The 21,981-nt window shown below is 65.0% G+C and carries 23 protein-coding genes and 4 tRNA genes; 20 read left to right on the top strand and 7 right to left on the bottom strand.

What is annotated here, in order from left to right; translation table 11 throughout:
- Positions 1-74: 74 nt before the first annotated feature.
- The 8 genes from D5687_RS07765 to kdsB all read left to right on the top strand — a co-directional run bounded on the left by D5687_RS07765 (position 75) and on the right by kdsB (position 7,834).
- Positions 75-1,163, top strand: a complete 1,089-nt coding sequence (locus D5687_RS07765; RefSeq protein ID WP_125199210.1) for a 3-deoxy-7-phosphoheptulonate synthase — start codon at positions 75-77, stop codon at positions 1,161-1,163.
- On the top strand, positions 1,156-2,865 hold the full coding sequence (locus tag D5687_RS07770; protein WP_158611815.1) for a DUF4139 domain-containing protein: 1,710 nt from the start codon (positions 1,156-1,158) through the stop codon (positions 2,863-2,865). The genes D5687_RS07765 and D5687_RS07770 overlap by 8 nt, the downstream gene beginning before the upstream one ends.
- 100 nt (positions 2,866-2,965) lie before the next feature.
- Positions 2,966-3,598: a MotA/TolQ/ExbB proton channel family protein gene (locus D5687_RS07775; protein ID WP_125199212.1), complete on the top strand. Its 633-nt coding sequence runs from the start codon at positions 2,966-2,968 to the stop codon at positions 3,596-3,598.
- Positions 3,595-3,996 (top strand): biopolymer transporter ExbD, encoded by a 402-nt coding sequence (locus D5687_RS07780; protein WP_125199213.1) that lies wholly within the window; start codon positions 3,595-3,597, stop codon positions 3,994-3,996. The genes D5687_RS07775 and D5687_RS07780 overlap by 4 nt, the downstream gene beginning before the upstream one ends.
- Entirely contained in the window at positions 3,993-5,789 is a 1,797-nt protein-coding gene (gene msbA, locus D5687_RS07785) for a lipid A export permease/ATP-binding protein MsbA (RefSeq protein ID WP_125199214.1), read from the top strand. Before D5687_RS07780 ends, msbA begins: the two co-directional genes overlap by 4 nt.
- On the top strand, positions 5,789-6,781 hold the full coding sequence (lpxK, locus tag D5687_RS07790; RefSeq protein WP_125199215.1) for a tetraacyldisaccharide 4'-kinase: 993 nt from the start codon (positions 5,789-5,791) through the stop codon (positions 6,779-6,781). Before msbA ends, lpxK begins: the two co-directional genes overlap by 1 nt.
- A 64-nt stretch (positions 6,782-6,845) precedes the next feature.
- Positions 6,846-7,067 carry a Trm112 family protein gene (locus D5687_RS07795; protein WP_125199216.1) on the top strand — a complete coding sequence of 74 codons (222 nt, stop codon included), beginning with the start codon at positions 6,846-6,848 and terminating at the stop codon, positions 7,065-7,067.
- Positions 7,064-7,834 carry a 3-deoxy-manno-octulosonate cytidylyltransferase gene (kdsB, locus tag D5687_RS07800; protein ID WP_370271311.1) on the top strand — a complete coding sequence of 257 codons (771 nt, stop codon included), beginning with the start codon at positions 7,064-7,066 and terminating at the stop codon, positions 7,832-7,834. The genes D5687_RS07795 and kdsB overlap by 4 nt, the downstream gene beginning before the upstream one ends.
- 1 nt (position 7,835) lies before the next feature.
- Here kdsB and D5687_RS07805 read toward each other — a convergent pair whose 3' ends face one another.
- The gene (locus D5687_RS07805; protein WP_125199217.1) at positions 7,836-8,027 is read right to left on the bottom strand and encodes a hypothetical protein; all 192 of its coding nucleotides are present in this window, start codon (positions 8,025-8,027) and stop codon (positions 7,836-7,838) included.
- Between the two features lie 5 nt (positions 8,028-8,032).
- Complete coding sequence (locus D5687_RS07810; RefSeq protein WP_125199218.1) at positions 8,033-8,458, bottom strand: cupin domain-containing protein; 426 nt, start codon at positions 8,456-8,458, stop codon at positions 8,033-8,035.
- 41 nt (positions 8,459-8,499) lie between these two features.
- On the opposite strand from D5687_RS07810, the gene D5687_RS07815 reads away from it, so the two are divergent.
- The 7 genes from D5687_RS07815 (at position 8,500) to D5687_RS07845 (ending at position 11,605) form a co-directional block, all read left to right on the top strand.
- On the top strand, positions 8,500-8,856 hold the full coding sequence (locus tag D5687_RS07815; protein ID WP_125199219.1) for a DUF2288 domain-containing protein: 357 nt from the start codon (positions 8,500-8,502) through the stop codon (positions 8,854-8,856).
- Between the two features lie 396 nt (positions 8,857-9,252).
- Positions 9,253-10,350: an alkene reductase gene (locus D5687_RS07820; protein ID WP_125199220.1), complete on the top strand. Its 1,098-nt coding sequence runs from the start codon at positions 9,253-9,255 to the stop codon at positions 10,348-10,350.
- Between the two features lie 76 nt (positions 10,351-10,426).
- Entirely contained in the window at positions 10,427-10,936 is a 510-nt protein-coding gene (locus D5687_RS07825) for a heme-binding protein (RefSeq protein WP_192894162.1), read from the top strand.
- A gap of 262 nt (positions 10,937-11,198) precedes the next feature.
- Positions 11,199-11,274 (top strand) — tRNA-Asn (locus D5687_RS07830).
- A gap of 2 nt (positions 11,275-11,276) precedes the next feature.
- Positions 11,277-11,353 (top strand) — tRNA-Arg (locus tag D5687_RS07835).
- A 5-nt stretch (positions 11,354-11,358) separates the two neighbouring features.
- Positions 11,359-11,434 (top strand) — tRNA-Glu (locus D5687_RS07840).
- A gap of 95 nt (positions 11,435-11,529) precedes the next feature.
- Positions 11,530-11,605 (top strand) — tRNA-Glu (locus tag D5687_RS07845).
- A 75-nt stretch (positions 11,606-11,680) separates the two neighbouring features.
- Here the strand turns inward: D5687_RS07845 and D5687_RS07850 are convergent.
- On the bottom strand, positions 11,681-11,962 hold the full coding sequence (locus tag D5687_RS07850) for a hypothetical protein (RefSeq protein ID WP_125199221.1): 282 nt from the start codon (positions 11,960-11,962) through the stop codon (positions 11,681-11,683).
- A 199-nt stretch (positions 11,963-12,161) separates the two neighbouring features.
- On the opposite strand from D5687_RS07850, the gene D5687_RS07855 reads away from it, so the two are divergent.
- On the top strand, positions 12,162-12,680 hold the full coding sequence (locus tag D5687_RS07855) for a DNA polymerase ligase N-terminal domain-containing protein (protein WP_204742168.1): 519 nt from the start codon (positions 12,162-12,164) through the stop codon (positions 12,678-12,680).
- A complete protein-coding gene (gene ligD, locus D5687_RS07860) occupies positions 12,677-13,567 on the top strand; it encodes a non-homologous end-joining DNA ligase (RefSeq protein WP_125199223.1) in 891 nt (296 codons plus the stop codon). The genes D5687_RS07855 and ligD overlap by 4 nt, the downstream gene beginning before the upstream one ends.
- A 6-nt stretch (positions 13,568-13,573) precedes the next feature.
- Here ligD and D5687_RS07865 read toward each other — a convergent pair whose 3' ends face one another.
- Together D5687_RS07865 and D5687_RS07870 are read right to left on the bottom strand one after the other, a co-directional pair.
- Positions 13,574-14,242, bottom strand: coding sequence for an META domain-containing protein (locus D5687_RS07865; RefSeq protein ID WP_125199224.1), 669 nt, complete (start codon positions 14,240-14,242; stop codon positions 13,574-13,576).
- A 49-nt stretch (positions 14,243-14,291) separates the two neighbouring features.
- Positions 14,292-14,591 carry a hypothetical protein gene (locus D5687_RS07870; protein WP_125199225.1) on the bottom strand — a complete coding sequence of 100 codons (300 nt, stop codon included), beginning with the start codon at positions 14,589-14,591 and terminating at the stop codon, positions 14,292-14,294.
- Positions 14,592-14,757: 166 nt separating this feature from the next.
- Here D5687_RS07870 and D5687_RS07875 point away from each other — a divergent pair, with 166 nt between their 5' ends.
- The 3 genes from D5687_RS07875 (at position 14,758) to cfa (ending at position 19,810) form a co-directional block, all read left to right on the top strand.
- A complete protein-coding gene (locus D5687_RS07875; RefSeq protein WP_125199226.1) occupies positions 14,758-15,363 on the top strand; it encodes an NUDIX domain-containing protein in 606 nt (201 codons plus the stop codon).
- A 276-nt stretch (positions 15,364-15,639) separates the two neighbouring features.
- On the top strand, positions 15,640-18,222 hold the full coding sequence (acnB, locus tag D5687_RS07880; protein WP_125199227.1) for a bifunctional aconitate hydratase 2/2-methylisocitrate dehydratase: 2,583 nt from the start codon (positions 15,640-15,642) through the stop codon (positions 18,220-18,222).
- 436 nt (positions 18,223-18,658) lie between these two features.
- Entirely contained in the window at positions 18,659-19,810 is a 1,152-nt protein-coding gene (gene cfa / locus D5687_RS07885) for a cyclopropane fatty acyl phospholipid synthase (protein ID WP_370271312.1), read from the top strand.
- 33 nt (positions 19,811-19,843) lie between these two features.
- On the opposite strand, the gene D5687_RS07890 is transcribed toward cfa, so the two are convergent.
- The gene (locus tag D5687_RS07890) at positions 19,844-20,092 is read right to left on the bottom strand and encodes a hypothetical protein (protein ID WP_125199229.1); all 249 of its coding nucleotides are present in this window, start codon (positions 20,090-20,092) and stop codon (positions 19,844-19,846) included.
- Positions 20,093-20,101: 9 nt separating this feature from the next.
- A complete protein-coding gene (locus tag D5687_RS07895) occupies positions 20,102-21,889 on the bottom strand; it encodes a GspE/PulE family protein (RefSeq protein WP_158611816.1) in 1,788 nt (595 codons plus the stop codon).
- Positions 21,890-21,981 lie beyond the last annotated feature (92 nt).

A 21,981-nucleotide genomic window follows, 5' to 3' on the forward strand; every position in this document is an offset into this window, starting at 1 on the left:
CTTGGCCTTTACCATGGGGCCCTGATCCCCGCCCGGCCGTGCCGCCGGCGGCCACACCGAATAGTTGAGAAAAGATGACCGTACAGACCGACGACCTGCGCATCGAGGAGATCCACCAGCTGACCCCACCCGAGGTCTTCCGGGCCGAGTACGTGCTCTCGGAACAGGGGGCGGAGACGGTCGACCACGCGCGCCGGACCATCCAGAACATTCTCGATCGTCGTGACGATCGGTTGATGGTGGTGATGGGGCCATGCTCCATCCATGACGTCGACGCCGCGAGGGACTATGCCGCCCGGTTGCGCGAGCTGGCCGAGGAGGTCAAGGAGGACGTCTTCCTGGTGATGCGGGTCTACTTCGAAAAGCCCCGGACCACCGTGGGCTGGAAGGGGCTGATCAACGATCCGGATCTGGACGGCAGCTTCAACATCAACAAGGGACTGGGCGTGGCCCGTCACCTGCTGGTCGACCTGGCCGAGATGGGTGTGCCGACGGCCACCGAATACCTCGACCTGATCAGCCCGCAGTACATCTCGGACTCCATCTCCTGGGGTGCGATCGGGGCGCGGACCACCGAATCGCAGGTCCACCGTGAACTGGCTTCGGGGCTTTCCTGCCCCGTCGGCTTCAAGAACGGTACCGATGGCGGCCTGCGCGTGGCACTCGACGCGATCCGCGCCTCGGCCCGCCCGCACCACTTCCTGTCGGTGACCAAGGCGGGTCGCTCGGCGATCTTCGCCACCAGCGGCAACCCCGATTGCCACATCATTCTCCGTGGTGGGCGCAGCACCAACTACGATGCCGCGAGTGTCAGCGAGGCGCTCGAGCAGCTTCGTCAGACCGAAATGCCCGAGCGGCTGATGATCGACTTCTCTCACGCCAACAGTCAGAAGCAGCATGCCCGCCAGATCCAGGTGGCCGAGGATGTTGCCGGGCAAATCGCAGGCGGAAATGCCGGCATCGTTGGCGCGATGATCGAAAGCCACCTGATTGCCGGTCGCCAGGACGTGGTCTCCGGCAAGCCGCTGACCTACGGCCAGAGCATTACGGACGCGTGTATCGGATGGGATGACAGCCGGGCCGTTATCCATCGTCTGGCCGAGGCGGTGCGAATCCGTCGCGCTGGTGGTGGAGTACTCGACGAGTTGCCGGACCATGGCTGATCAGGCGATCGGTCGCCATCTTGTCGTCAGCGTTTGGCAACGCGCCGGTGCCGGCGTGCTGCTGGGTTGCGCCCTGCCGTTGCTGGGTTGGACGACCGTCTCGCAGGCGGCCGTCTCGCCAGAGATCGAGACGCTGATCGAGTCGGTCGATGACCATGCCATGGCCATCGAGCAACTGACGGTGGCGCCGGCCGGGGCATGGGTGGTTCGATCACTGACGGTCGAATCTCTCGAGCAACTCGATCAGGCCGAGTCGTCAGCCCTCCGCCGGGCGGCGCCCGAAGAGGGCGGTCGGCTCTGGATCGGCGGCTTGCCGGCGGACCTCGACGGCGACTCCCTGCGCGTGGCCGGGCCGGTGGTCGATAGCGAGGCCGGCGTTCGTCTCGAGCGTGAGATCACACGTGAGACACCGCGTTATCAGCGCCTGTCCAACCGCCTGAAAGAGGTGCAGGCCGAGGCCCGCGGGCTGGCGGTCGAGTTGGAAGAGAACACGTTGCGCCGCCGGATCGCCCGCGATCAACTGGCGGCCTTGTCGCCCACCGGTGAGGATCTCGCCGGGCTGTGGCGTGATAACGGCCCGGTGGATGAGTTGATGTCGCGACTGACCGACGAGCGTCGAGTGCTGCTCGATCGTCAGGCGTCGTTTGACGAGGATATCGACGCGTTGCGCACCGCTCTCGACGAGTTGGCCGGGCAGGCGCCCGGTTGGCGGATCGGGGTGGCGCTCGATCAAGCCGATCTCGAGCCGGGCGATGAGGCATTGCGCCTGGAGTATCGTGTCGAGAACGCGGGCTGGGAGCCGATCTACCGTGCGCGGCTCGATACCACCGAGCAGCTGGTGGATTGGCGTATGACCGCCCGGGTGCACCAGCAGACGGGCGAGGATTGGCCGGCCGTGCCGATGACCCTGGTCACCAGTGATCAGCGCCGTTTCTACCCCGTGCCGGAGCTCTCGCCGCTGACCATCGGGTTTATCGACCCGGACGAGGGTGCGCCGATTCGACCGATGGCCCAGAGCTCGCTGATGCGGGCCGACGCGGCCGGCCTTGCCGAGGCGGGACGCGTCGAAGACGAGACCGGCTTTGCCACGCGAATCGCCGTGAACAAGCCGGCGGCGATTCCCAGCGGCGAGGGCGGGGTGAGCCTGGTAGTGCTGGAACAGCCGCTCGACGCCGAGATCTCGTTGCGGGTCGCCCCGCAAACCGATCGAGATGCGGTGGTGGTCGGCCGCTTCGTCCCCAATATCGTCAATCCATTGCCGGCCGGTCAGTGGGAAGTCCACCGGGACGGCCAGCAACAGTCGAGCCTCTCCCGGCCAGCCCTCAAGCCCGACGAGCCGGTCGAGCTGAGCTTCGGCGTCGACCCCCGGCTGGTCGTCGACTACCAGGCCCCGCCGGACGAGCGAGCGGGTCATGGGCTAATCGGCAAGTTCCACCAGATCGAACGCCGCCGTGAGGTCACTGTCACCAGCCGGCACCAGGCGGCCGTGCCGGTGGTGGTGCTGATGCGGATGCCCACACCGCTGGATGCCGATATCGTGGTGGAGCCGCTGGCGGAAACCGACACGCCGGCCGAACGCCAGTTCGACGACCAGAAGGGGGTCTGGGCCTACGAGCGCAAGCTGTCGCCCGACGAGCCCTGGCAAATCGATTTCGGCTACCGAGTGCGCTGGCCTGAAGGCAAGCAGATCTCGCCGTTCTGAAGTACCCGACATGACCGGCCCGTGTCGATGCGTCGGCGGATCGGGTCGGTTCGCTATTACCGACTAAACCTCAATCCACGGAAAAGGACCCACCACGAACATGCTTGATCTCGTTCTGGCCGGCGGCGGCATGATGCTGCCCATCATCATCGCCTCTGTGATCGCCATGGCGATCATCTTCGAGCGTCTCTACACCCTGCGCCGCGGGCGCATTATGGGCGGCGACCCGGTCGGAATGGTCCGCTCCTGGCAAGGCCACGGCGGCATCACGGCAGCGCGGCTCGACGAGCTGAGTCGGGTGTCGCCGCTGGGCCGCATCCTCGCAGAGGGTCTGGCCGGGAGCCATTCGGCCGAGAGCATGCGTGTGCGCATCGAGGATGCCGGCCGGCATGTCGCCCACCAGATGGAGCGCTATCTCAACACGCTGGGCACAATCGCGTTGATCGCCCCGCTGCTCGGTCTGCTCGGGACGGTGATCGGCATTATCGATGTGTTCCAGGCAATTACTTCCCACAGCGGGGCCGGCGCGGTCGCCCCGGAGCTGCTGGCCGGCGGCATCGCCAAGGCCCTGATCACCACCGCTGCCGGCATCATGGTCGCGGTGCCGGCCTTCATCTTCCACCGCTATTTCCGTGGCCTGATCGACGAGCTGGTGATCGACATGGAAGCCGAGGCGATTCGCCTGGTCGACATGATCCACCCGGCGGGGATGGGCCGGAGGCAGGCGGCATGAATTTCCGTCAGCGACCGCGCGAACCGCTCGAACTCAACCTGATTCCGTTGATTGACGTGGTCTTCATGCTGTTGATCTTCTTCATGCTGACCACGACGTTCGTCCACGACCGCACTCTCAAGGTGGACTTGCCGGTGTCCGAATCGGGCAGCAGCGAACGCGCCGAACTGAAGAATCACGTCATCGAACTCGATGCCCGCGGTGAGATCGCCATCGACGGCACACGCGTCTCCGAGCAGGACTTGCCGCGTGTGCTGGCCGAGATTGCCAATGACGGTCGACCGGTGGTGCTTTGGGCGGATGCCAACGTGGTCAACCAGCGGGTGGTGACGGTGCTTGATCAGGCCCGTCGCGCCGGCGTCGAGAAGATCGGCATGGGGACGACACCGCCACGATGAATCCCGATTCGCTGAATCAGAGAGCTCACGCCGCGGCCGGCTGGGAAACCTACCGGCGTCTGCTCAACTACACCTGGCGTTACATGCGGGTGCTGGTGATTGCGATCATCGGCATGGTGGTCGCGGGGCTCTCCGAGGTGGGTTTTGCCGCGCTGATGAAGCCGCTGCTCGACGGCAGCTTCGTCGAGCGCGACCCGACCCTGGTCACCTGGATGCCGCTGGCCTTGTTGGGGGTGTTCGTCTTCCGGGTGATCGGCGAATTCGCCTCGAATTACGGCATGGCCTGGGTGGGGCGCTCGGTGATCCGTGATCTGCGCCACGATACCTTCGCCCAGGTATTGCACCTCCCGCCGCGCTACTTCGACCGGGTGCCGTCGACCGAGGTGCTCACCCGGCTGAACTACCAGAGCGAGCAGGTTTCCGAGGCCGCCTCCAAGGCGCTCACCATCCTGATCCGCGACAGCGTGACCGTGATCGGGCTGCTGGTGTGGATGCTGTATCTCTCCTGGCAGCTGACGCTGTTCATCCTGGTCCTGCTGCCCATCCTGGTGGGCATGGTGGCCGGTATCTCGCGCGCCTTCCGTCGTTACGCCCGGCGCATCCAGGAGTCGATGGGCAAGGTCTCGCACGTTGCCGAGGAGACGATCAGCGGCCATCGCGTGGTCAAGCTCTACGGGGGCGAGGACTACGAGAGCGCCCGCTTCGATCGCCAGAACCAGTACAACTTCCGTGCCTTCATGAAGATGCAGGCGGTGCAGGCCGCTTCGTCTCCCTTGACCCAGTTCGTGCTCGCCATCGGCGTAGCCGGCGTGGTCTGGTTCGCCACCAGTGGTGATCGCATGGACGACATCACGGTCGGCACCTTCGTCTCGTTCATCACCGCGCTGGCGATGACGCTTGCGCCGGCCAAGCGCCTGATCAACCTCAACGCCATCATCCAGAAGGGCATCGCCGCCGGCGAGAGCCTGTTTGCCTTGCTCGACGAGCCGCGGGAATCCGAATCGGGCACCCGGTCGGTCGACCGGGTGACGGGCCGGATCGCGATGGAGGATGTCTGGTTGAGCTACCGTGAGCCGGCCCCGGCCGAGCGGAATGACCCCGATTGGGTGTTGCGCGGCGTGTCACTCGAGATCACTGCGGGCGAGACCGTGGCCTTCGTCGGTCAATCCGGGGCGGGCAAGTCGAGCCTGATGGGGGCCTTGCCGCGTTTCGTCGAGATTCAGCAGGGCGCGATTCGGTTGGACGAGTATCGCCACGACGAGCTGCCGCTGGCCGACCTGCGTCGACAGTTCGCCTACGTCTCGCAGGAGACCGTGCTGTTTAACACCACCATCGCGGCGAACATCGGTTATGCCGACGGGTCGGACTTCGACATGGACCGGGTGCGCGAGGCGGCCAAGGCCGCGTTTGCCGAGGAGTTCATCGACCAACTGGCCGAGGGCTTCGAGACCAACATCGGCGAGAACGGGGTGCTGCTCTCCGGCGGCCAGCGTCAACGGATCGCGATTGCCCGGGCGCTGTACCGCGATGCCCCGATCCTGCTGCTCGACGAGGCCACCTCGGCGCTCGATACCCGTTCGGAAGGCTTTATCCAGCGGGCGCTCGAAAACCTCACCCGCGGGCGGACCACGCTGGTCATTGCCCACCGCCTGTCGACCATCGAGCACGCCGATCGCATCGTGGTCATGGAGGGTGGCCGGATCGTCGAGCAGGGACGTCACGACGAACTGCTGGCCGCCGATGGCGCCTATGCCGGCCTGTACCGGCTGCAATTCGCCGATCAGACCGACTGATGCGTTACCCCGATTTCTGGCAACGACGCGGCCTGCTGGCCCGGGCGCTCTGGCCCCTGGGTCGGATGGTCTGTGCCGAGGCCGCCCGACGACGTCGTCGGGCGTCTGGCCGGGTCCCGGAATGCCCGGTGATCGTGGTCGGCAACTTGACGGTCGGCGGCACGGGCAAGACACCGGTGGTAATCGCGCTGGTCGAGGCATTGCGTGCCGCGGGCCACACCCCCGGCGTGATCAGTCGAGGGTTCGGCGTCAAGGTGGGTATCGAGCCGGTCGATCTTGCCGAGGCAGTCGATCCGTCGAGCTGTGGGGACGAGCCCTGGCTGATCCATCGACGGACCCACGCACCAGTGGTGGTTCACCCGTACCGACGCGAGGCCGCCCGACAGCTAAAGGCCCGCTACCCGGAGGTCGACGTGATCGTCAGCGATGACGGGCTGCAGCACCACCGGTTGGCGCGCACGATCGAATGGGTGGTGGTCGATGGCCAGCGCGGGCTCGGAAACCGCTGGTGCCTGCCTGCCGGCCCGTTGCGCGAATCACCCGCGGTGCTCGACGAGGTCGATGCGGTGCTGGTCAACGGAGACGAGCCGTCCCGTCACGGGGCGGGCACACGCGGGGTACCCGCCTGGCGAATCGATTTCCGCCCGCAGGGTCTGGTCGACCTGTTCGATCGTACCGAACACCCGATCACGGACCTGGCCGGGCAAGCGTTCATCGCGCTCGCCGGCATCGGCAACCCGGCACGTTTCTTCGGCATGCTCGAGGCGCAGGGGGCGGTGATCGAGACCCATCCGCTGGATGATCACGCCGCGCCGACAGGGGCGCAGGCCCGCGCGTGGCTGGCCGATGGCCGCCCGGTTGTCATGACGGAGAAGGATGCGGTCAAATGGCCCGAGATACCAACGCGCGCCGGGCAGGTGCTGGTCGTGCGGGGCGGCGTCGATCTGCCGCCGGCGCTGCTCGAGAATACCCTGAAAAGGCTGCAATCATGATGTCCCCGGTGCGACCGGCTGCACGCCGGCACCGCCCCGACCACTCCACAAGGTGAAACCGTCGATGGACAAGAAGCTGCTCGATATCCTGGTGTGTCCCGTGACCAAGGGGCCGCTGATCTACGACAAGCCGAACGGCGAGCTGATCTCGCTTTCGGCCCATCTTGCTTACCCGATCCGTGACGGCATCCCCGTGATGCTTGAGGACGAGGCCCGCCGGCTGTCCGATGAGGAATACCAGGCCTGGCGCAAGAAACATCCGGCCAATGGAGAGACGGGCTCATGATGGCCGAGAACGACTGGATCATCATCCCGGCGCGGCATGACTCCAGCCGCCTGCCGGGCAAGCCGCTGGCGGACATCGGTGGTCGACCGATGATCCACTGGGTCTACGAGCGCGCCGTGGCGGCCGGTGGCGAAAACGTGGTCATCGCCACCGACGACGAACGCATCCAGGAGGCCTCGAGTGAGATTGGCGCGCGTGCAGTGCTGACCAGCGAGGGCCATGAGTCCGGCACCGACCGGTTGGCCGAGGTGATCGATCACCTCGAGCTTCCCGACGACACGGTAGTGGTGAACCTGCAGGGTGACGAGCCGATGATGCCTCCCGTCCTACTCGCTCAGGTGGCCAATTTGTTGCGTGCCAAGCCCGAGGCGGCAATGGCGACCCTGATGGTGCCGATCACCGGGCGCGACGAGTTCCTCTCGCCCGACGCGGTCAAGGTGGTCGCCAACGAGCGCGCCGAGGCGATGTACTTCTCGCGCGCGCCGATACCGTTTCACCGCGATGGGGTGCCCGAATCGGGCGAGGCGGGCCTGTTCGGTTTCCGTCACTTGGGCTTGTACGCCTACCGGGCCGGGTTCCTGCGGCGCTTCGTTGCGACGGGTAGCCCGGAGATCGAGCGACTGGAAAAGCTTGAGCAGCTGCGCGCCCTGTCGATGGGTGAGACCATCGCCATCGAGATTGCCGAGGTTACGCCGCCTGCCGGGGTGGATACCCACGCGGATCTCGAGCGGGTACGTCGGTTGATGGCCGAGGACGGGGCGGGCTGAGTCAGTCGGCCGGTTCGTCGTCAGCTGGCTTGGCGCGGGGCGACTTGCGCTTGAGATAGATGAAGCCGGCTATGCCCCAGCCGACCAGGAACAGCACGCCGGCGCCGTGACCCAGCCAGAGGGTGGCGGCCATGATGCTGCCCAGAACCAGGGTGATGATCAGGAATTCGAGTGTGCTGCGCTGGATGACCATGTCGTTCAGGTGGTGCCGTCGCTGGAGTCGGGGGTGTCGAGGAATTCGGTATCCTCGTCGGAATAGGCCGGTTGGCAAATGCACAACAGCCGCAGCGGGACGTCGCTTCTGGTCTCGATCCGGTGCGGCTGGCCGGGGGCAATCCGGATGATATCACCCGGCACCACCGCCAGCCGCTCGTCGCCCAGTTCCAGCACACCGGCGCCGTCGAGGATCTGGTAGACCTCCTCGGCGATGGGGTGGCGGTGCAGCCGGGTCGCGCGTCCCGGTTCCACGGTCGCCTCCGCCACGCTCAGGCGTTCGATGGCGTGACGGGACGGATGCAACAGTTCGCGCACGGCCGAGCCATCGGGAGCCGTGATCGGCTCAATGCGGCTGCGGTGGTTGAGGTAGCTCGAGCGGTCAGGCTCCGAACGCCGGCGCTTTGCCATCGCAGGCTCTCCTTTCCGAATACATTGAACAAGGGCAGATCATGACAGAAATCTCCTCCAATCTCCCCGAGACCGGGCCGGAGTCGCTCGACGACGAAACGCTCTACGCGGAGCTCGTCGGACAAACCGCCCGGATCGAGTGGGCGGAGCTCGAACGCTTCTTTGCCAAGGGTCAGATCCTGAAGATTGCGCCAACGCTGGATCTCGTCGACGTCGCCATGGCGGTGGTCCGGGACCGTGCCGAATCGGTCGGTGCCTGGCAGGAGGCCGGCGAGATCGAGGCCCTCGACACCGACACCGCGCGACGTTGGGCGGCGGGCGAGTCGACCCTGTGGGCCGTGGTCACTCCGCCGTGGATCCTGGTTCAGGAGGTAGATGGGGCGCCTACTCGGCACTGAGGCGTTCTATCCGATTGGCATTCGACGGCCATGTGGACTACAAGTTAGCCGGCTAAGGAAACTCTGCGCGGTTCGATGACGTCTCTGCGGAACCTCCAAGGGCTCAGATGCAAGGCGCAAGTCCGCCGTGAAGGGCCGTCGCCCTTTACAAGGTCTGCAACGCCGCAGATGGGCCCTTGGAGGTCCGCCCGGACGGGGCTTGCGGGTTTGTCCGCACTCGGCGTTGCCGTCCCTCGACGGGCAACGAGCCCGTCTTCGGTCCGGCGCCTGGATTGCGAACAAACCCGCGAGCCAGAGATGCCATCGAACCGTGCAGAGTTTCCTCAACAAATTCTTTTGCCGGCCCCGGATTCGATTACGTGCCGGTGTCGGCGGTCATAACGTCTTCGAGGTTCCATGAGTCAGGATTCCGTGTTGCTTACCCCGGTCACCCTTGGTGGCCTGTCCCTGCCCAACCGCGTCATCATGGCGCCGCTGACCCGTTGTCGAGCAACCGTGCCGGGCAATGTCCCCAACGAGATGATGCGCACCTACTACCGGCAACGTGCCGGGGCCGGTCTGATCATCAACGAGGCCACCCAGGTCGTTCCGGAAGGGCAGGGGTATCCGGCCACGCCCGGCATCCACAGCGACGAGCAGCAGGCCGGCTGGGAGATGATTACCCGGGCCGTGCATGACGCGGGCGGGCGCATCGTCCTGCAGCTTTGGCACGTCGGGCGGGTCTCGCACTCTGACTTCCAGCCTGGCAACAAGCTGCCGGTGGCGCCGTCGGCAATCGCTATCGACGGCGAGGGTTACGTGCCATCGGGTGAGAAGAAACCCTTCGAGACGCCGCGTGCGCTCGAAACCGAGGAAATCCCCGAACTGGTCGAGGCGTACGCCCGGGCCACCGAGCGTGCGCTGGCCGCCGGTTTCGACGGGGTGGAGGTTCATGCGGCCAACGGGTATCTGATCGACGAGTTCCTGCGCGACGGCACCAACAAGCGTACCGATCGCTATGGTGGCTCGCTGGAAAACCGCATGCGCCTGTTGCGCGAGGTGCTCTCGGCAGTGATCCGGGTCGCGGGCGCCGAGCGCACCGGCGTACGCATCTCGCCGTTGCAGCCGTTCAACGGCATGTACGACAGCGATCCTTGGGGCACCTTCTCCTACGTGGTGCGCGAGCTCAATGCCTTCGGACTGGCCTACCTGCACATTGCCGGGATGGGCGAGGACGCCCCGGGCGAGGCGGGTCCCGCCTTTGATCTCGCCGATCTCGTGCCGCTGTTCGACGGGGCGGTGATCCGCAACTACCAGTACGACCAGTCACGCGCCGAGCGTGACGTCGAGCAGGGTCACGCCGCGGCCGTGGCCTTCGGCGTGCCATTTATCGCCAACCCGGACCTGGTCGAGCGTTTCCGCCGTGATGCGCCGCTCAATGAACCCGACACCTCGACCTTCTACGGTGGAGGAGAAAAGGGGTACATCGATTACCCCACCCTGGATCAGGCGTAAGCCGATCCGAAAGAAGATCGGGCCGACAGAGCCCGAAACGACAACAACCACCAGACCAACGCAAGAGGGGATTCCCATGCAATTCACGAAGAACGCGATTCGTCATGCGGTAGTCGCGACCGGGCTCGCCCTGGCCGGCAATGCCGCCATGGCCGCTTCCGACCAGCCGGCGACCATCAGTGTCGACCGCCTGTCGATGGAGATGGCTCTGAAGGCCGCCCAGGCCACGATGGAGGCCTGCCGGGACGAGGGCATCCAGGTTGGCGTGACGGTGGTTGACCGTGGCGGTAACGAGCAGGTCGTGCTGCGCGACGTGCTTGCGCCGGACCTGACGCTGCGCATCTCCAAGCTCAAGGCCTACACCGCCATGTCGTTCAACTCGGCCACCTCGGCGATCGAGGATCGCGGTGCCGGTGCCCTGGGTCACGTGCCGGGCCTGATGTTCGGTGCCGGTGGCGTGACCATTGAGGCCGGCGGCAAGAGCTATGGCGCGATCGGTGTCTCGGGCGCACCCTCCGGCGAGACCGACGAGATGTGCGCGCGCAAGGGCGCCGAAGCGGTGGCCATGGAACTCGAGTTCCTCTGATCAGCCTGCCGATAGCCACGCCATCACGTGGTGTGTGACGTCCTGCTGGCCCGGCATCGCCGGGCCTTTTTCGTTTGACCCGTTGGGCGAGTGGCACCGCGGCCGGTGAGCGAGGGCTTCATTGCCGGGTCACCCGCGCCTGCCTGGGCCGCGTATCAAGGGCTTAGCCCGGCAGGGCGCTCATGGCCGCATTTTTATGGCCCCGGGTGTTGACGCACCCCGGGTGGATCATTAATATGCCGCCCCACGTCGAGAGACGTATTCCCCGATAGCTCAGTTGGTAGAGCAAGTGACTGTTAATCACTGGGTCGCTGGTTCGAGTCCAGCTCGGGGAGCCAAAGCGCCCGTAGCTCAGTTGGATAGAGCGTCTGGCTACGAACCAGAAGGTCGGGAGTTCGAATCTTCCCGGGCGCGCCAATCAGGTCCCCATCGTCTAGAGGCCTAGGACACCGCCCTTTCACGGCGGTAACAGGGGTTCGAATCCCCTTGGGGACGCCATATGGTCGGGCAGTGCGTGTCACGCGTGCTGCCCTACTTGTTGGTCACCTTGAAACGTGATCAATTGGTCGGGTAGGCTCCGACCTTTCAACTAGGTCCCCATCGTCTAGAGGCCTAGGACACCGCCCTTTCACGGCGGTAACAGGGGTTCGAATCCCCTTGGGGACGCCACACAACGAAAAAGCCCGCGCGGATGATCCGCGCGGGCTTTTTCGTTTCCTGGGTTTTTCTTTTCCGGGGTTTGGATCAGCGGCCGCCGCCTACCCCGGGGTTGCCGCCACCCACGCCGGCACCGGCCCCCGGGGCAACAGTCGTCGGTGAGCCGTCCAGCTTGCCGTAGGCGCCCTGGTCCATCACGCCGAGCATTTCGTCTTCGCCCGGGGTGTCCTCGCTCTGTTCCAGATTCTCGTCGTGGTATTGCATCAGCAGGTCGTCTTCCGGAGTGGCCCAGGGGTTGGCGTGTCCGGCATGGGCGGCACCGGTCACCAGGAAAGTCCCAAGAAGGGTGGTAAGGAGGGTTGATCGCATGGGAAAACCTCGTCGATCTAGATATGGCTTTGCCGCCCGTGAACAGGCGAACTAAATGGTCCGACCCATAAACAAATAAATTGTTCCATAAGATAAACACATAGCGTGGGTATCGAAACCGGCTCGGCAGTCGGCGATGAGGACTGCTTTACTCGATGCGGCCAATGCGAACGTCCACCATCGAGAGGGGTGCCATGCCATGGGCACACGTACCGAAGACAAGCCGCGCGACTTCGTCATCCAGTGGCATGACGCGAGCCAGCGCCATTTCGATGTGCGTCTGGAGGTCGATGGGGTGCTCAAGTCCTGGGCCGTGCCCAAGGGGCCGTCGACCGATCCGTCCGAAAAGCGTCTGGCCATCGAGGTCGAGGATCACGCGCTCGACTACGCCGATTTCGAGGGAGTGATCCCGGAGGGCGATTACGGCGCGGGAACGGTGATGGTCTGGGATCGCGGTACGTACCGAAACCTCGACGAAGGGCAATCGGTGGCCGACGGGCTCAGGCAGGGCCTGATCGAGGTGTGGCTCGACGGCGAGAAGATCCATGGCGGTTACGCGTTCAAGCGCATTCAGGGCGGTGACAAGCCGCAGTGGTTGCTGATCAAGATGCGTGACGAGGCGGCTGATGCCCGCCGCAACCCGGTGTCCACCGAGACGCGATCGGTCAAGAGCGATCGGACGCTGGACGAGATTCGGCAGCAAGAGACGTCGGCATGACTGCGCCGAGCGAAGTTTCCCGCCCTGACAAGATCCTCTATCCCGATGCGGGATGGACCAAGGCGGACATCGTGGGCTATTACCGTCGGGTGGCCGAGTACATGCTGCCGCACCTCGAAGGCCGCCCGCTGACATTGCACCGCTTTCCCGATGGCATCGACCGCGACGGGTTCTTTCAACAGGCACGGGCCGAGCATTTCGGCGATCGGGTCGGTAGTCTGCGGATCCGTCACGACGAGCCGACCGGATCGGTCGAGCACATGCTCTGCGAGGATGCCGACTGCCTGGCCTTTCTCGCCAACCAGGGAACACTCACCTTCCACCGCTGGGCGGCCCGACGCGGGACGATCGGCCGGCCGGACTTGATGATCTTCGATCTCGACCCGCCCGACGGCGACATGGGATTGCTGAAACGCGCCGCACGACGGGTTGCCGCGCTCATGCGCGACTGCCAGCTCTCGCCGTTCGTGATGACCACCGGCTCCTCCGGCCTGCACGTGGTCGCGCCACTCGAGCCCCTCTCGGATTTCGATGCGGTACGCGATCTGGCCGCGCGGATAGCCGAGCGCCTAGTTGCCGAGCATCCCGACGAGTTCACCACCGAGCAGCGTATCGAGGCCCGCGACGGGCGCTTGTATCTCGACGTGATGCGCAATGCCTTCGGTCAGACGGCCGTGGCACCGTATTCCCTTCGGGCTCGCCCCGGCGCGCCCGTGGCCACACCACTCGATTGGGTCGAACTCGATAAGGGTGACTTGCGTCCGGACGGTTACACGCTCGAGAACCTCTTCCGCCGCCTGGGCCAAAAAGGCGATCCCTGGGCGCGGATGTTCGAGCAGGCGATCGACCTGCCGGAGGCCCGGAAGGCGTTTGATGCGGTGAAGTAAGCCCGATCAGTCGTTGATCGAATGGGCGTCGGGGGGCGGGACCTGCTGGCATTCACGGGTCTCGCCGTCACGCGTGAAGCGGCCCTCGGTGCCCTTGCCCCAGAACGTCATCTCGCCGTCTTCGTCACGGTAGCGCGAGCCTGACGCGCTTTCCTCGCGCTGCATCAAGACGGTCTCGTCATCCACGCTGAGTCGGATCTGGCCACGACGGATGACGTCGAAGACCACTGATTGGCCTTGGCAGTCGAAATGGTAGGTCCGCGTGATCGGCTCGAGCATCATCGCCAGCGTGCGGCCCTGCGCGTCGCGCAACAGCAGACGCTCGCCGTCGGTGTCCCACTCCCGGGTATGTTCGAGTGCCTGGAGAAAGGCTGCTTCCTGCTCCATTTGCGAGTCCGAGCAGCTTTTGCGCGTGACGGCAAGCTCGCCATAGCCGTCATCGGCCAGCGGGCGACGGTACTGGTTGCAACCGGCGACTCCGCTGAGATTTCCCTCGGTGTCGACCACCAGGTCGGTGATGGACGGGTCGATACTGTCCAGCCCGGCGACGTTCGCCAGGCGCCAGTGCGTGTCGCTCGGCGGGGTGGGCGCGGCTTGCGCCATTGGGGCAAGCAGACCGGCCGCTAGGCCGAAGGCGAGGGCGCGAGCGCCGCGCGTCGAAACTACGTTTCCCATGGGGCGTGACTCCTTGTCGGGCGGTAAGTGGTTGTGGGCGGGAATGGAACTAGCCCTGCTGCGACTGGATGAAATCGTTCAGGGCGACGGCCGTATCCCGGGGCAGTTGCCGTTGAAGATCGGGGTGCAGTCCGCGGCCCGACTCCCCGGTGATCGGCTGGGTCCAGGTCGGCTGGGTCATCGAGCGGGGGCGGCCGAGGTAATCGACCTGAAACGCATCGGCGCTGCCCTCGGCGCGCATGATCAGCGCCGGCGGCTCGTCGTGGATCTCGATAACCGTGCCGCGCTGGTCGCCGATCTGGATTTCGCGCCCGATCAGGGGTTCGAGCAGGGTGAGAATCGTGTTCATGGCATCCGTCGGCCGGGCGAGCGTGCTCGCCGAAATGTAGGCTAGTCTTGAGATTCTGGATAACCCACCCGTCTGCCGAGCGGCTTTGACGCAAGCCGCCTGTCGGCGGTTCGGATAGGTTGTGCCAGTCTGATTAATCCGAGGATGGTAGCAGGAGCCACCACCAATGCGTTTTGACCTGTTGGCCAATGAGACCCTGTACCGGGGTTTTTTCTCCCTGCAGCGTTACCGGCTGCGCTTCGAATACTTCGATGGCAGCTGGTCGGAGCCGATCGAGCGCGAGATTTTCGAGCGTGGCCACGCGGTTGCCGTGCTGCCCTACGACCCCGAGCGGGGCGAGGTGGTGCTGATCGAGCAGTTCCGTCCCGGGGCGCTCGATGCCCCGGCCGGTCCGTGGTTGGCCGAGATCGTCGCGGGCATGATCGAGCCGGGCGAGTCGGCCGAGGACGTCGCCCGCCGCGAATCGGACGAGGAGGCCGGGCTCGCGATCGACGAGTTGTATCCGCTGACCCGGTATTGGGTCAGCCCGGGCGGTAGCACCGAGAGCATCTACCTGTTCTTGGCGCGAGTGAACACCGGGCAGATCGATCGCGATGGCGATGGTTTGGTCGATGGGCGGTTCGGTCTCGACCACGAGCACGAGGACATTCGTGTGCGGGTGGTACCGATCGAGCAGGCGCTGGCCGACGTCGAGGGCGGGCGGATCGTGGCCGCCGCGCCGGTGATCGCCTTGCTCTGGCTCGACCGGTTGCGGTTGCAGGGAAAGCTGTGAAGTGTCATTGGGCCGAAGGAGAGCGCCGGATTTGATAGAATCCCGCGTCTTCGAATCATTGCGATCGGCCGGTTGGGCCGGCTCGAATACACACGAACAACACAAGGAACCTCGAAAAACCGTTCACGAGTCGCCCCAGCACAAGGAGCCGCGGAGCGAGGAACGAGACATATCGCCAGCTAGGCGAGGAGCGAGCACGCGACGTAGCAATCGCGCGGCACAGCCGGTTTTTCGAGGTTCCCCGAATTCATGATCACAAGCCGTTGAGGATCACCCATGCTTGAAGCCTATCGCGAACACAAGGCCGAACGTGCCGAGCAGGACATTCCGCCGCTGGCACTGACTGCCGAGCAGACCGCCGAACTGATCGAGCTGATCAAGAACCCGCCGGCGGACGTGGAGCACGACGAGCTCAAGTACCTGCTTTCCCAGCGCGTCCCGCCGGGCGTGGACAAGGCCGCCTACGTCAAGGCCGCCTTCCTGGCCGATTTGGCCCACGGCCGTGCTGACTCCCCGCTGCTCGATCGCCACGAGGCGGTCGAATTGCTGGGCACGATGATGGGTGGCTACAACGTCGATCCGCTGATCGAGCTGCTCGATGATGAGGTCGTGGGCGACGACGCCGTCAAGGCGCTCTCCAAGCTGGTGATGGTCTACGACTCCTTCCGTGACGTCGAGGACAAGTACCGCGAGGGCAGCAAGAATGCCGGCCGGGTGCTCGACTCCTGGGCCAACGCCGACTGGTTCGAGGCCAAGCCGGCCTTGGAGGACGAGATCGAGGTGATCGTCCTCAAGGTGCCGGGCGAGACCAACACCGACGACCTCTCCCCGGCCCAGGAGGCCTGGAGCCGTCCGGACATCCCGCTGCACGCCCGTTCGATGCTCCAGTCGAAGATGCCCGAGGCGCTGGACACCATCAAGAAGCTGAAAGAGTCCGGCCACAAGATCGCCTACGTGGGCGACGTGGTCGGCACCGGCTCCTCGCGCAAATCCGCGATCAACTCGGTGCAGTGGCACATCGGCCGTGACATCCCGCACGTGCCCAACAAGCGCACTGGCGGCGTGGTGCTCGGCGGCAAGATCGCGCCGATCTTCTTCAACACCGCCGAGGACTCGGGCGCGTTCCCGATCGAGTGCGACGTCGACTCGATGGAGACCGGTGACGTCCTCACCATCCGTCCGTTCAAGGGTGAGATCCTCAAGAACGGCGAGGTGATCACCACCTTCAACATGCGCCCGAGCACGCTGCCCGACGAGGTGCGCGCCGGTGGCCGCATCCCGCTGATCGTTGGTCGCGGCCTGACCGGCAAGGCACGCGAATCGCTCAAGATGGAGCCGTCCGACGTGTTCCTGCGCGCCGAGCAGCCGGCGGACACCGGCAAGGGCTTCACGCTGGCACAGAAGATGGTCGGCCGTGCCTGCGGTGTCGAGGGCGTGCGCCCGGGCACCTACTGCGAGCCGAAGATGACCACCGTCGGCAGCCAGGACACTACCGGCGCGATGACCCGCGACGAGCTCAAGGAACTGGCCTGCCTGGGCTTCTCGGCCGATCTCGTCATGCAGTCGTTCTGCCACACCGCCGCCTACCCGCGGCCGGTGGACATCGCCCTACAGCACGAACTGCCGGAATTCATCTCCACCCGCGGCGGCGTTTCCCTGCGAGCAGGCGACGGCGTGATCCACTCCTGGCTCAACCGCATGATCCTGCCGGATACCGTGGGTACCGGCGGCGACTCGCATACCCGCTTCCCGTTGGGCATCTCCTTCCCGGCGGGCTCCGGCCTGGTGGCGTTCGCCGCCGCGCTGGGCGTGATGCCGCTGGACATGCCGGAATCCGTGTTGGTCCGCTTTAAGGGTGAGATGCAGCCGGGCATCACCCTGCGTGACCTGGTCAACGCGATTCCCTACAAGGCGATCCAGAGTGGCCAGCTGACCGTCGAGAAGAAGGGCAAGCAGAACGTTTTCAATGGCCGCGTACTCGAGATCGAGGGCCTGCCGGATCTGAAGGTCGAGCAGGCCTTCGAGTTCGCCGACGCCTCGGCCGAGCGCTCGGCCAATGGCTGTACCGTTCACCTCGGGCCCGAGCCGATCAAGGAATTCCTCAAGAGCAACATCACGCTGCTCGAGTGGATGATCAGCCAGGGTTACGAGGACAAGCGCACCTTGGGCCGTCGCATCGAGGCCATGCAGGAATGGCTCGACAATCCCGAACTCCTGGAGCCGGACGCGGATGCCGAGTACGCCGAGATCATCGAGATCGATCTCAATGAGATCACCGAGCCGCTGCTGGCCTGCCCGAACGACCCGGACGACATCAAGCCGCTGTCCGAGGTCGCCGGCGACGAGGTCCAGGAGGTGTTCATCGGTTCGTGCATGACCAACATCGGCCACTACCGTGCGGCCGGCAAGGTGCTCGAGTCCTACGGTGGCTCGGTGCCGACCCGCCTGTGGATCGCCCCGCCGACCCGCATGGACCAGCACCAGCTTTCCGAAGAGGGTTACTACAACATCTTCGGCCGTGCGGGTGCCCGCATCGAGATGGCTGGGTGTTCGCTGTGCATGGGCAACCAGGCCCGGGTGGCCGACGGGGCGACGGTGATGTCGACCTCGACGCGCAACTTCCCCAACCGCATGGGCAAGGACGCGCGCGTCTACCTGGGGTCGGCCGAGCTCTCCGCGGTGACCGCGATCCTCGGCAAGCTGCCGTCGGTCGAGGAGTACCAGGAATACGTTGCCCACCTGGCCACGATGTCGGCAGAGATCTACCGTTACCTCAATTTCAACGAGATCGAGGAGTACCAGGAAGAGGCCACCAAGGGGCTGCAGATGCTCAAGGACATCCCGGTGGTCACTGTCTGACCAAACGACTTCCTCCAACCGGCTCGTCGCGTGGTTGGAAAATGGAGCTTCCCGACCGGGCAGTGCGGTGATCGATTACGATCGGTTGCCGGCTGCCCGGTTTTTGTTTTGCTAGGGAAGTTTCCAGGTTGCCAATGGGCGGGTTTAGTCCCGGGCTCGTTTTGCCAAGTTTGAATTCACTCGCCACCCAAACTAGATTGTTATGTCACCCGGTGGTGGGTTTGTCGCGCGGGCCGAGTGCCAATGTGGCAAAGGAACTGCTGACTCGGTTGTAGCTGTTGCGCTTTGTTCTACTTCCACGGTGCAGGTGTGAGGCGGCGACGTTGATTCTGTCTCAACCTGGCGCCTGTGGGGATGAGCAATCGGGACGTACCATGCAACTGAGTTAGCGGGCAAGTCAGGCGTTCTCCATGAGAGGTGTCGGATGAGTAGGCGAATGACCATGGAGGTGGAGTCTGCCGGTGATCAGGTGATCGCGCCGGACTCCCGGTTCGCGCAACTGTTGGCGAGGGCCGACATCCGTGTCGACGGCGATCATTCTTGGGACATTCGCATCCGTGATCCACGGGCGGTCGATCGCATCCTCGGTTGGGGCAACCTCGGTTTGGGTGAGGCGTTCATGGCCGGCTGGGTGGAGATCGACCGGGTCGACGAATTCGTCGATCGCGTGTTGCGGGCCGAGTTGACCCGCGAGGTCGGCCGATCCCCGCGCCTGTGGTGGCCTGCACTCAAGGCGAGGCTGCTCAATTGCCAGACGCGGTCACGCTGCTGGGAAGTAGGCGAGCATCACTACGATCTTGGCAACGACTTCTACCGCGACATGCTTGACCCCCGCATGACCTACACCTGTGGGTTCTGGGGCGACGGCGCCGAGACGCTAGCCGAGGCCCAGGAGCACAAGCTCGACATCATCTGTCGCAAGCTCGATCTCAAGCCCGGCCAGCGGGTGCTCGACATCGGCTGCGGGTGGGGCAGTTTCATGATCTACGCCGCCGAGAACTACGGCGTGGAATGCGTGGGCCTGACCATCTCGAAGGAGCAGGCTGCCTTTGGGCGGGATCTGGCGGGCGATCTGCCAGTGGAGTTCCGGCTAATGGACTATCGCGATGTCGACGAGCCCTTCGATCATGTCGTCTCGGTGGGCATGTTCGAGCATGTCGGCCGACACAACTACGACGAATACATGCAAGTCGCCCGTCGCTGCCTCAAGCCCGACGGGCTTTTTTTGCTGCACACGATCGGCACCAATCGTGAAGGCTCGCCGCCGGACCCTTGGGTCGGCAAGTACATCTTTCCCAACGGCGAGCTGCCGGCCATGCAGCAGGTCATCGACGCCTGCGAGGGGCGCTTCGTGGTCGAGGACATGCACAACTTCGGCGCCGATTACGATCACACCCTGATGGCCTGGTACGAGAACTTCGAGCGGGCCTGGCCAAAGTGGCGCGAGGAGTATGGCGAGACGTTCGGCCGGATGTGGAAATACTACCTGCAGTCCTGTGCCGGCGGATTTCGTGCCCGTCGGATTCAGTTGTGGCAGTTCGTCCTGTCCCCGACCGGGGCCCGTGGCGGTTATCGCCGCCCGGTGTGACTCGCGCGCCGGCAGTCCTGGCGACGGCCAACCTCAACCATTTCGTGCGCCGATCACGACCATGGTGACCAGCAGCGCCAACACCAGGCCGATGATGACCGCCAGGTCGCGCCAGTAGCGCCAGTCCTCGCGGGGGTGGCGGGAAAACGACCAGCCTTGCCGGCGTGGGGGAAGCGTCGCGGGCCGAGGCGGTGCCGGGCGATCGGCAGGCCGTTTGCGCCGGCGGCGCAGCGCGAGCAGGAGCATGGCGACAGCCACCAGGACGATCAGCAACAGGTCCATGGTGCCCCTCTAGTGGTCGTTGCCGTTTTCGGGACCACCGAGGTCCTCGAGGCGTACCCGGTAGGCTTCTTCCAGTGAGGTAATCCCCGCACGCGCCATTTCCAGGCCGTGGAGCGTCAGAGTGCGCATTCCCTTGTCCACGGCCAGCTGGCGTAGTTCCTCGGTGGTGATGCCGTGGGCGATGTGGTTAGCCAGGTCCCGGTCGACCACGATCAGCTCGTAGGCCATGGTGCGACCGACATAGCCGGTCTGGTCGCAATGATCGCAGCCCGTCGAGTGCCAGAACGTCTCGTTTTCGTCCACGCCCATGGTCTCGCGCACCAACGGTTCGGGATGGTGCTTTTTCTTGCAGTGCGAGCAGAGGATGCGCACCAGTCGCTGGGCCAGTACGCCCATGACCGTCGAGCTGACGAGATAGGGGGCGACACCCAGGTCCACCAGGCGAGTGACCGCGCTGGGCGCGTCGTTGGTGTGCAGGGTGGAGAAGACCAGGTGACCGGTCAGTGCGGCCTTCACGCCACTCTCGGCCGTCTCCAGGTCACGCATCTCGCCGATCATGATCACGTCCGGGTCATGGCGCAGGATGTTGCGCAGCGCGCGGCCGAACGTATAGCCGATACCGGCATGCACCTGCACCTGGTCGATGCCGTCCATGTCGTACTCGACCGGGTCCTCGACCGTGATGATGTGCGGGTCGCCGGCCTTCACCTCCTGGAGCAGCGAATAGAGCGTGGTGGTCTTGCCCGAGCCGGTAGGCCCGGTGACCAGGATCATGCCCTGGGCGCGGGCGATCAGGTTACGGATGATGCGCTCGTCGCTCTTGGAAAAGCCTAGCGCGTTCAAGGGCTTCAAGCCCATGTTCTTGTTCAGGATGCGGATGACCACGCTCTCGCCATTGAACGTCGGCATCACGGAGATACGCAGGTCCACTTCCTGCTTGCCCATGTGCACGCGGGCGTGGCCATCCTGGGGCAGGCGGTGTTCGGCGATGTTCATGCGGCCAAGGATCTTGATGCGTGCGACCACCGCCAACAGTTGGGTCTTCTCGATCGAGCGGATCGTCTGCAGGGCCCCGTCGAGGCGAAACCGGACCAACACGTTGTCGCGCCGTGGCAGGAAATGGATATCCGAGGCCCCTCGGCTGATCGCCTGCATCAAGAGCGTGTTGACCATCTTGACCACCGGTGCGCTGGTGGCCTGGTTCTCGATCTCGGGTTCATTGGTCGGCGATCGAGCCTCGCCTTCGCGGCCCAGTAACGCCTCGCGATCCTCGCCGACCGACTCGACGCGGTAGGCGCGGTTGATCGCGCTGGCGATCTGGTGCGCCGAGGCCAGCACCGGCTCGATGCCCAGCCCGGTGTAGAAACGCAGGATGGAGAGCAACTCCTGGTCGGTCGGCCGCGCCGAGGCGATCACCAGCACCGAGTTGCGTCGTGCCAGCGGCAGCACGTTCAGGCGCAGTGCCATCTCGTAGGGAATCAGCGCGGCGACCTCCGGCGGCGGCACGAACGCCCCCAGGTTCACCTGAGGGATGCCCAGCTGCGAGCACAGGGCCTGCTCGAGTTGCTCGGCCGAGATGATCTTGCGCTCGACCAGCCAGTCGCCCAGGTGCGTGGCCGGATGGTGGCGCAACGATTCCAGGGCGCTTTCCAGTGCCTCGCGGCTCAGCGCGCCACGCTGCACCAGCACCTCGCCCAGCCGCTGGACGCGGGCATTGCGTGCCGAGTGCAGTGCCTGGTTGATGTCCGTCTCGCTGCCGATGCGCATCACCGGCATGGCCTGGGCCGTTTCCGTCATCGTTTTACCTCGTTGCGTGATGGGTGGATCATCGCATACCGCAGCCCATATCCGCAGGCCTCGAGCCCCGGCGTGATAGGCTGCCGGTCCCG

Origin of the sequence: Guyparkeria sp. SCN-R1, assembly GCF_003932495.1 — a bacterium.
Lineage (GTDB): Bacteria > Pseudomonadota > Gammaproteobacteria > Halothiobacillales > Halothiobacillaceae > Guyparkeria.

Coding starts and splice junctions, on each gene's coding strand:
- D5687_RS07765 (WP_125199210.1), top strand. CDS start 75: ATGACCGTACAGACCGACGACCTGCGCATCGAGGAGATCCACCAGCTG.
- D5687_RS07770 (WP_158611815.1), top strand. CDS start 1,156: ATGGCTGATCAGGCGATCGGTCGCCATCTTGTCGTCAGCGTTTGGCAA.
- D5687_RS07775 (WP_125199212.1), top strand. CDS start 2,966: ATGCTTGATCTCGTTCTGGCCGGCGGCGGCATGATGCTGCCCATCATC.
- D5687_RS07780 (WP_125199213.1), top strand. CDS start 3,595: ATGAATTTCCGTCAGCGACCGCGCGAACCGCTCGAACTCAACCTGATT.
- msbA (WP_125199214.1), top strand. CDS start 3,993: ATGAATCCCGATTCGCTGAATCAGAGAGCTCACGCCGCGGCCGGCTGG.
- lpxK (WP_125199215.1), top strand. CDS start 5,789: ATGCGTTACCCCGATTTCTGGCAACGACGCGGCCTGCTGGCCCGGGCG.
- D5687_RS07795 (WP_125199216.1), top strand. CDS start 6,846: ATGGACAAGAAGCTGCTCGATATCCTGGTGTGTCCCGTGACCAAGGGG.
- kdsB (WP_370271311.1), top strand. CDS start 7,064: ATGATGGCCGAGAACGACTGGATCATCATCCCGGCGCGGCATGACTCC.
- D5687_RS07805 (WP_125199217.1), bottom strand. CDS start 8,027: ATGGTCATCCAGCGCAGCACACTCGAATTCCTGATCATCACCCTGGTT.
- D5687_RS07810 (WP_125199218.1), bottom strand. CDS start 8,458: ATGGCAAAGCGCCGGCGTTCGGAGCCTGACCGCTCGAGCTACCTCAAC.
- D5687_RS07815 (WP_125199219.1), top strand. CDS start 8,500: ATGACAGAAATCTCCTCCAATCTCCCCGAGACCGGGCCGGAGTCGCTC.
- D5687_RS07820 (WP_125199220.1), top strand. CDS start 9,253: ATGAGTCAGGATTCCGTGTTGCTTACCCCGGTCACCCTTGGTGGCCTG.
- D5687_RS07825 (WP_192894162.1), top strand. CDS start 10,427: ATGCAATTCACGAAGAACGCGATTCGTCATGCGGTAGTCGCGACCGGG.
- D5687_RS07850 (WP_125199221.1), bottom strand. CDS start 11,962: ATGCGATCAACCCTCCTTACCACCCTTCTTGGGACTTTCCTGGTGACC.
- D5687_RS07855 (WP_204742168.1), top strand. CDS start 12,162: ATGGGCACACGTACCGAAGACAAGCCGCGCGACTTCGTCATCCAGTGG.
- ligD (WP_125199223.1), top strand. CDS start 12,677: ATGACTGCGCCGAGCGAAGTTTCCCGCCCTGACAAGATCCTCTATCCC.
- D5687_RS07865 (WP_125199224.1), bottom strand. CDS start 14,242: ATGGGAAACGTAGTTTCGACGCGCGGCGCTCGCGCCCTCGCCTTCGGC.
- D5687_RS07870 (WP_125199225.1), bottom strand. CDS start 14,591: ATGAACACGATTCTCACCCTGCTCGAACCCCTGATCGGGCGCGAAATC.
- D5687_RS07875 (WP_125199226.1), top strand. CDS start 14,758: ATGCGTTTTGACCTGTTGGCCAATGAGACCCTGTACCGGGGTTTTTTC.
- acnB (WP_125199227.1), top strand. CDS start 15,640: ATGCTTGAAGCCTATCGCGAACACAAGGCCGAACGTGCCGAGCAGGAC.
- cfa (WP_370271312.1), top strand. CDS start 18,659: ATGACCATGGAGGTGGAGTCTGCCGGTGATCAGGTGATCGCGCCGGAC.
- D5687_RS07890 (WP_125199229.1), bottom strand. CDS start 20,092: ATGGACCTGTTGCTGATCGTCCTGGTGGCTGTCGCCATGCTCCTGCTC.
- D5687_RS07895 (WP_158611816.1), bottom strand. CDS start 21,889: ATGACGGAAACGGCCCAGGCCATGCCGGTGATGCGCATCGGCAGCGAG.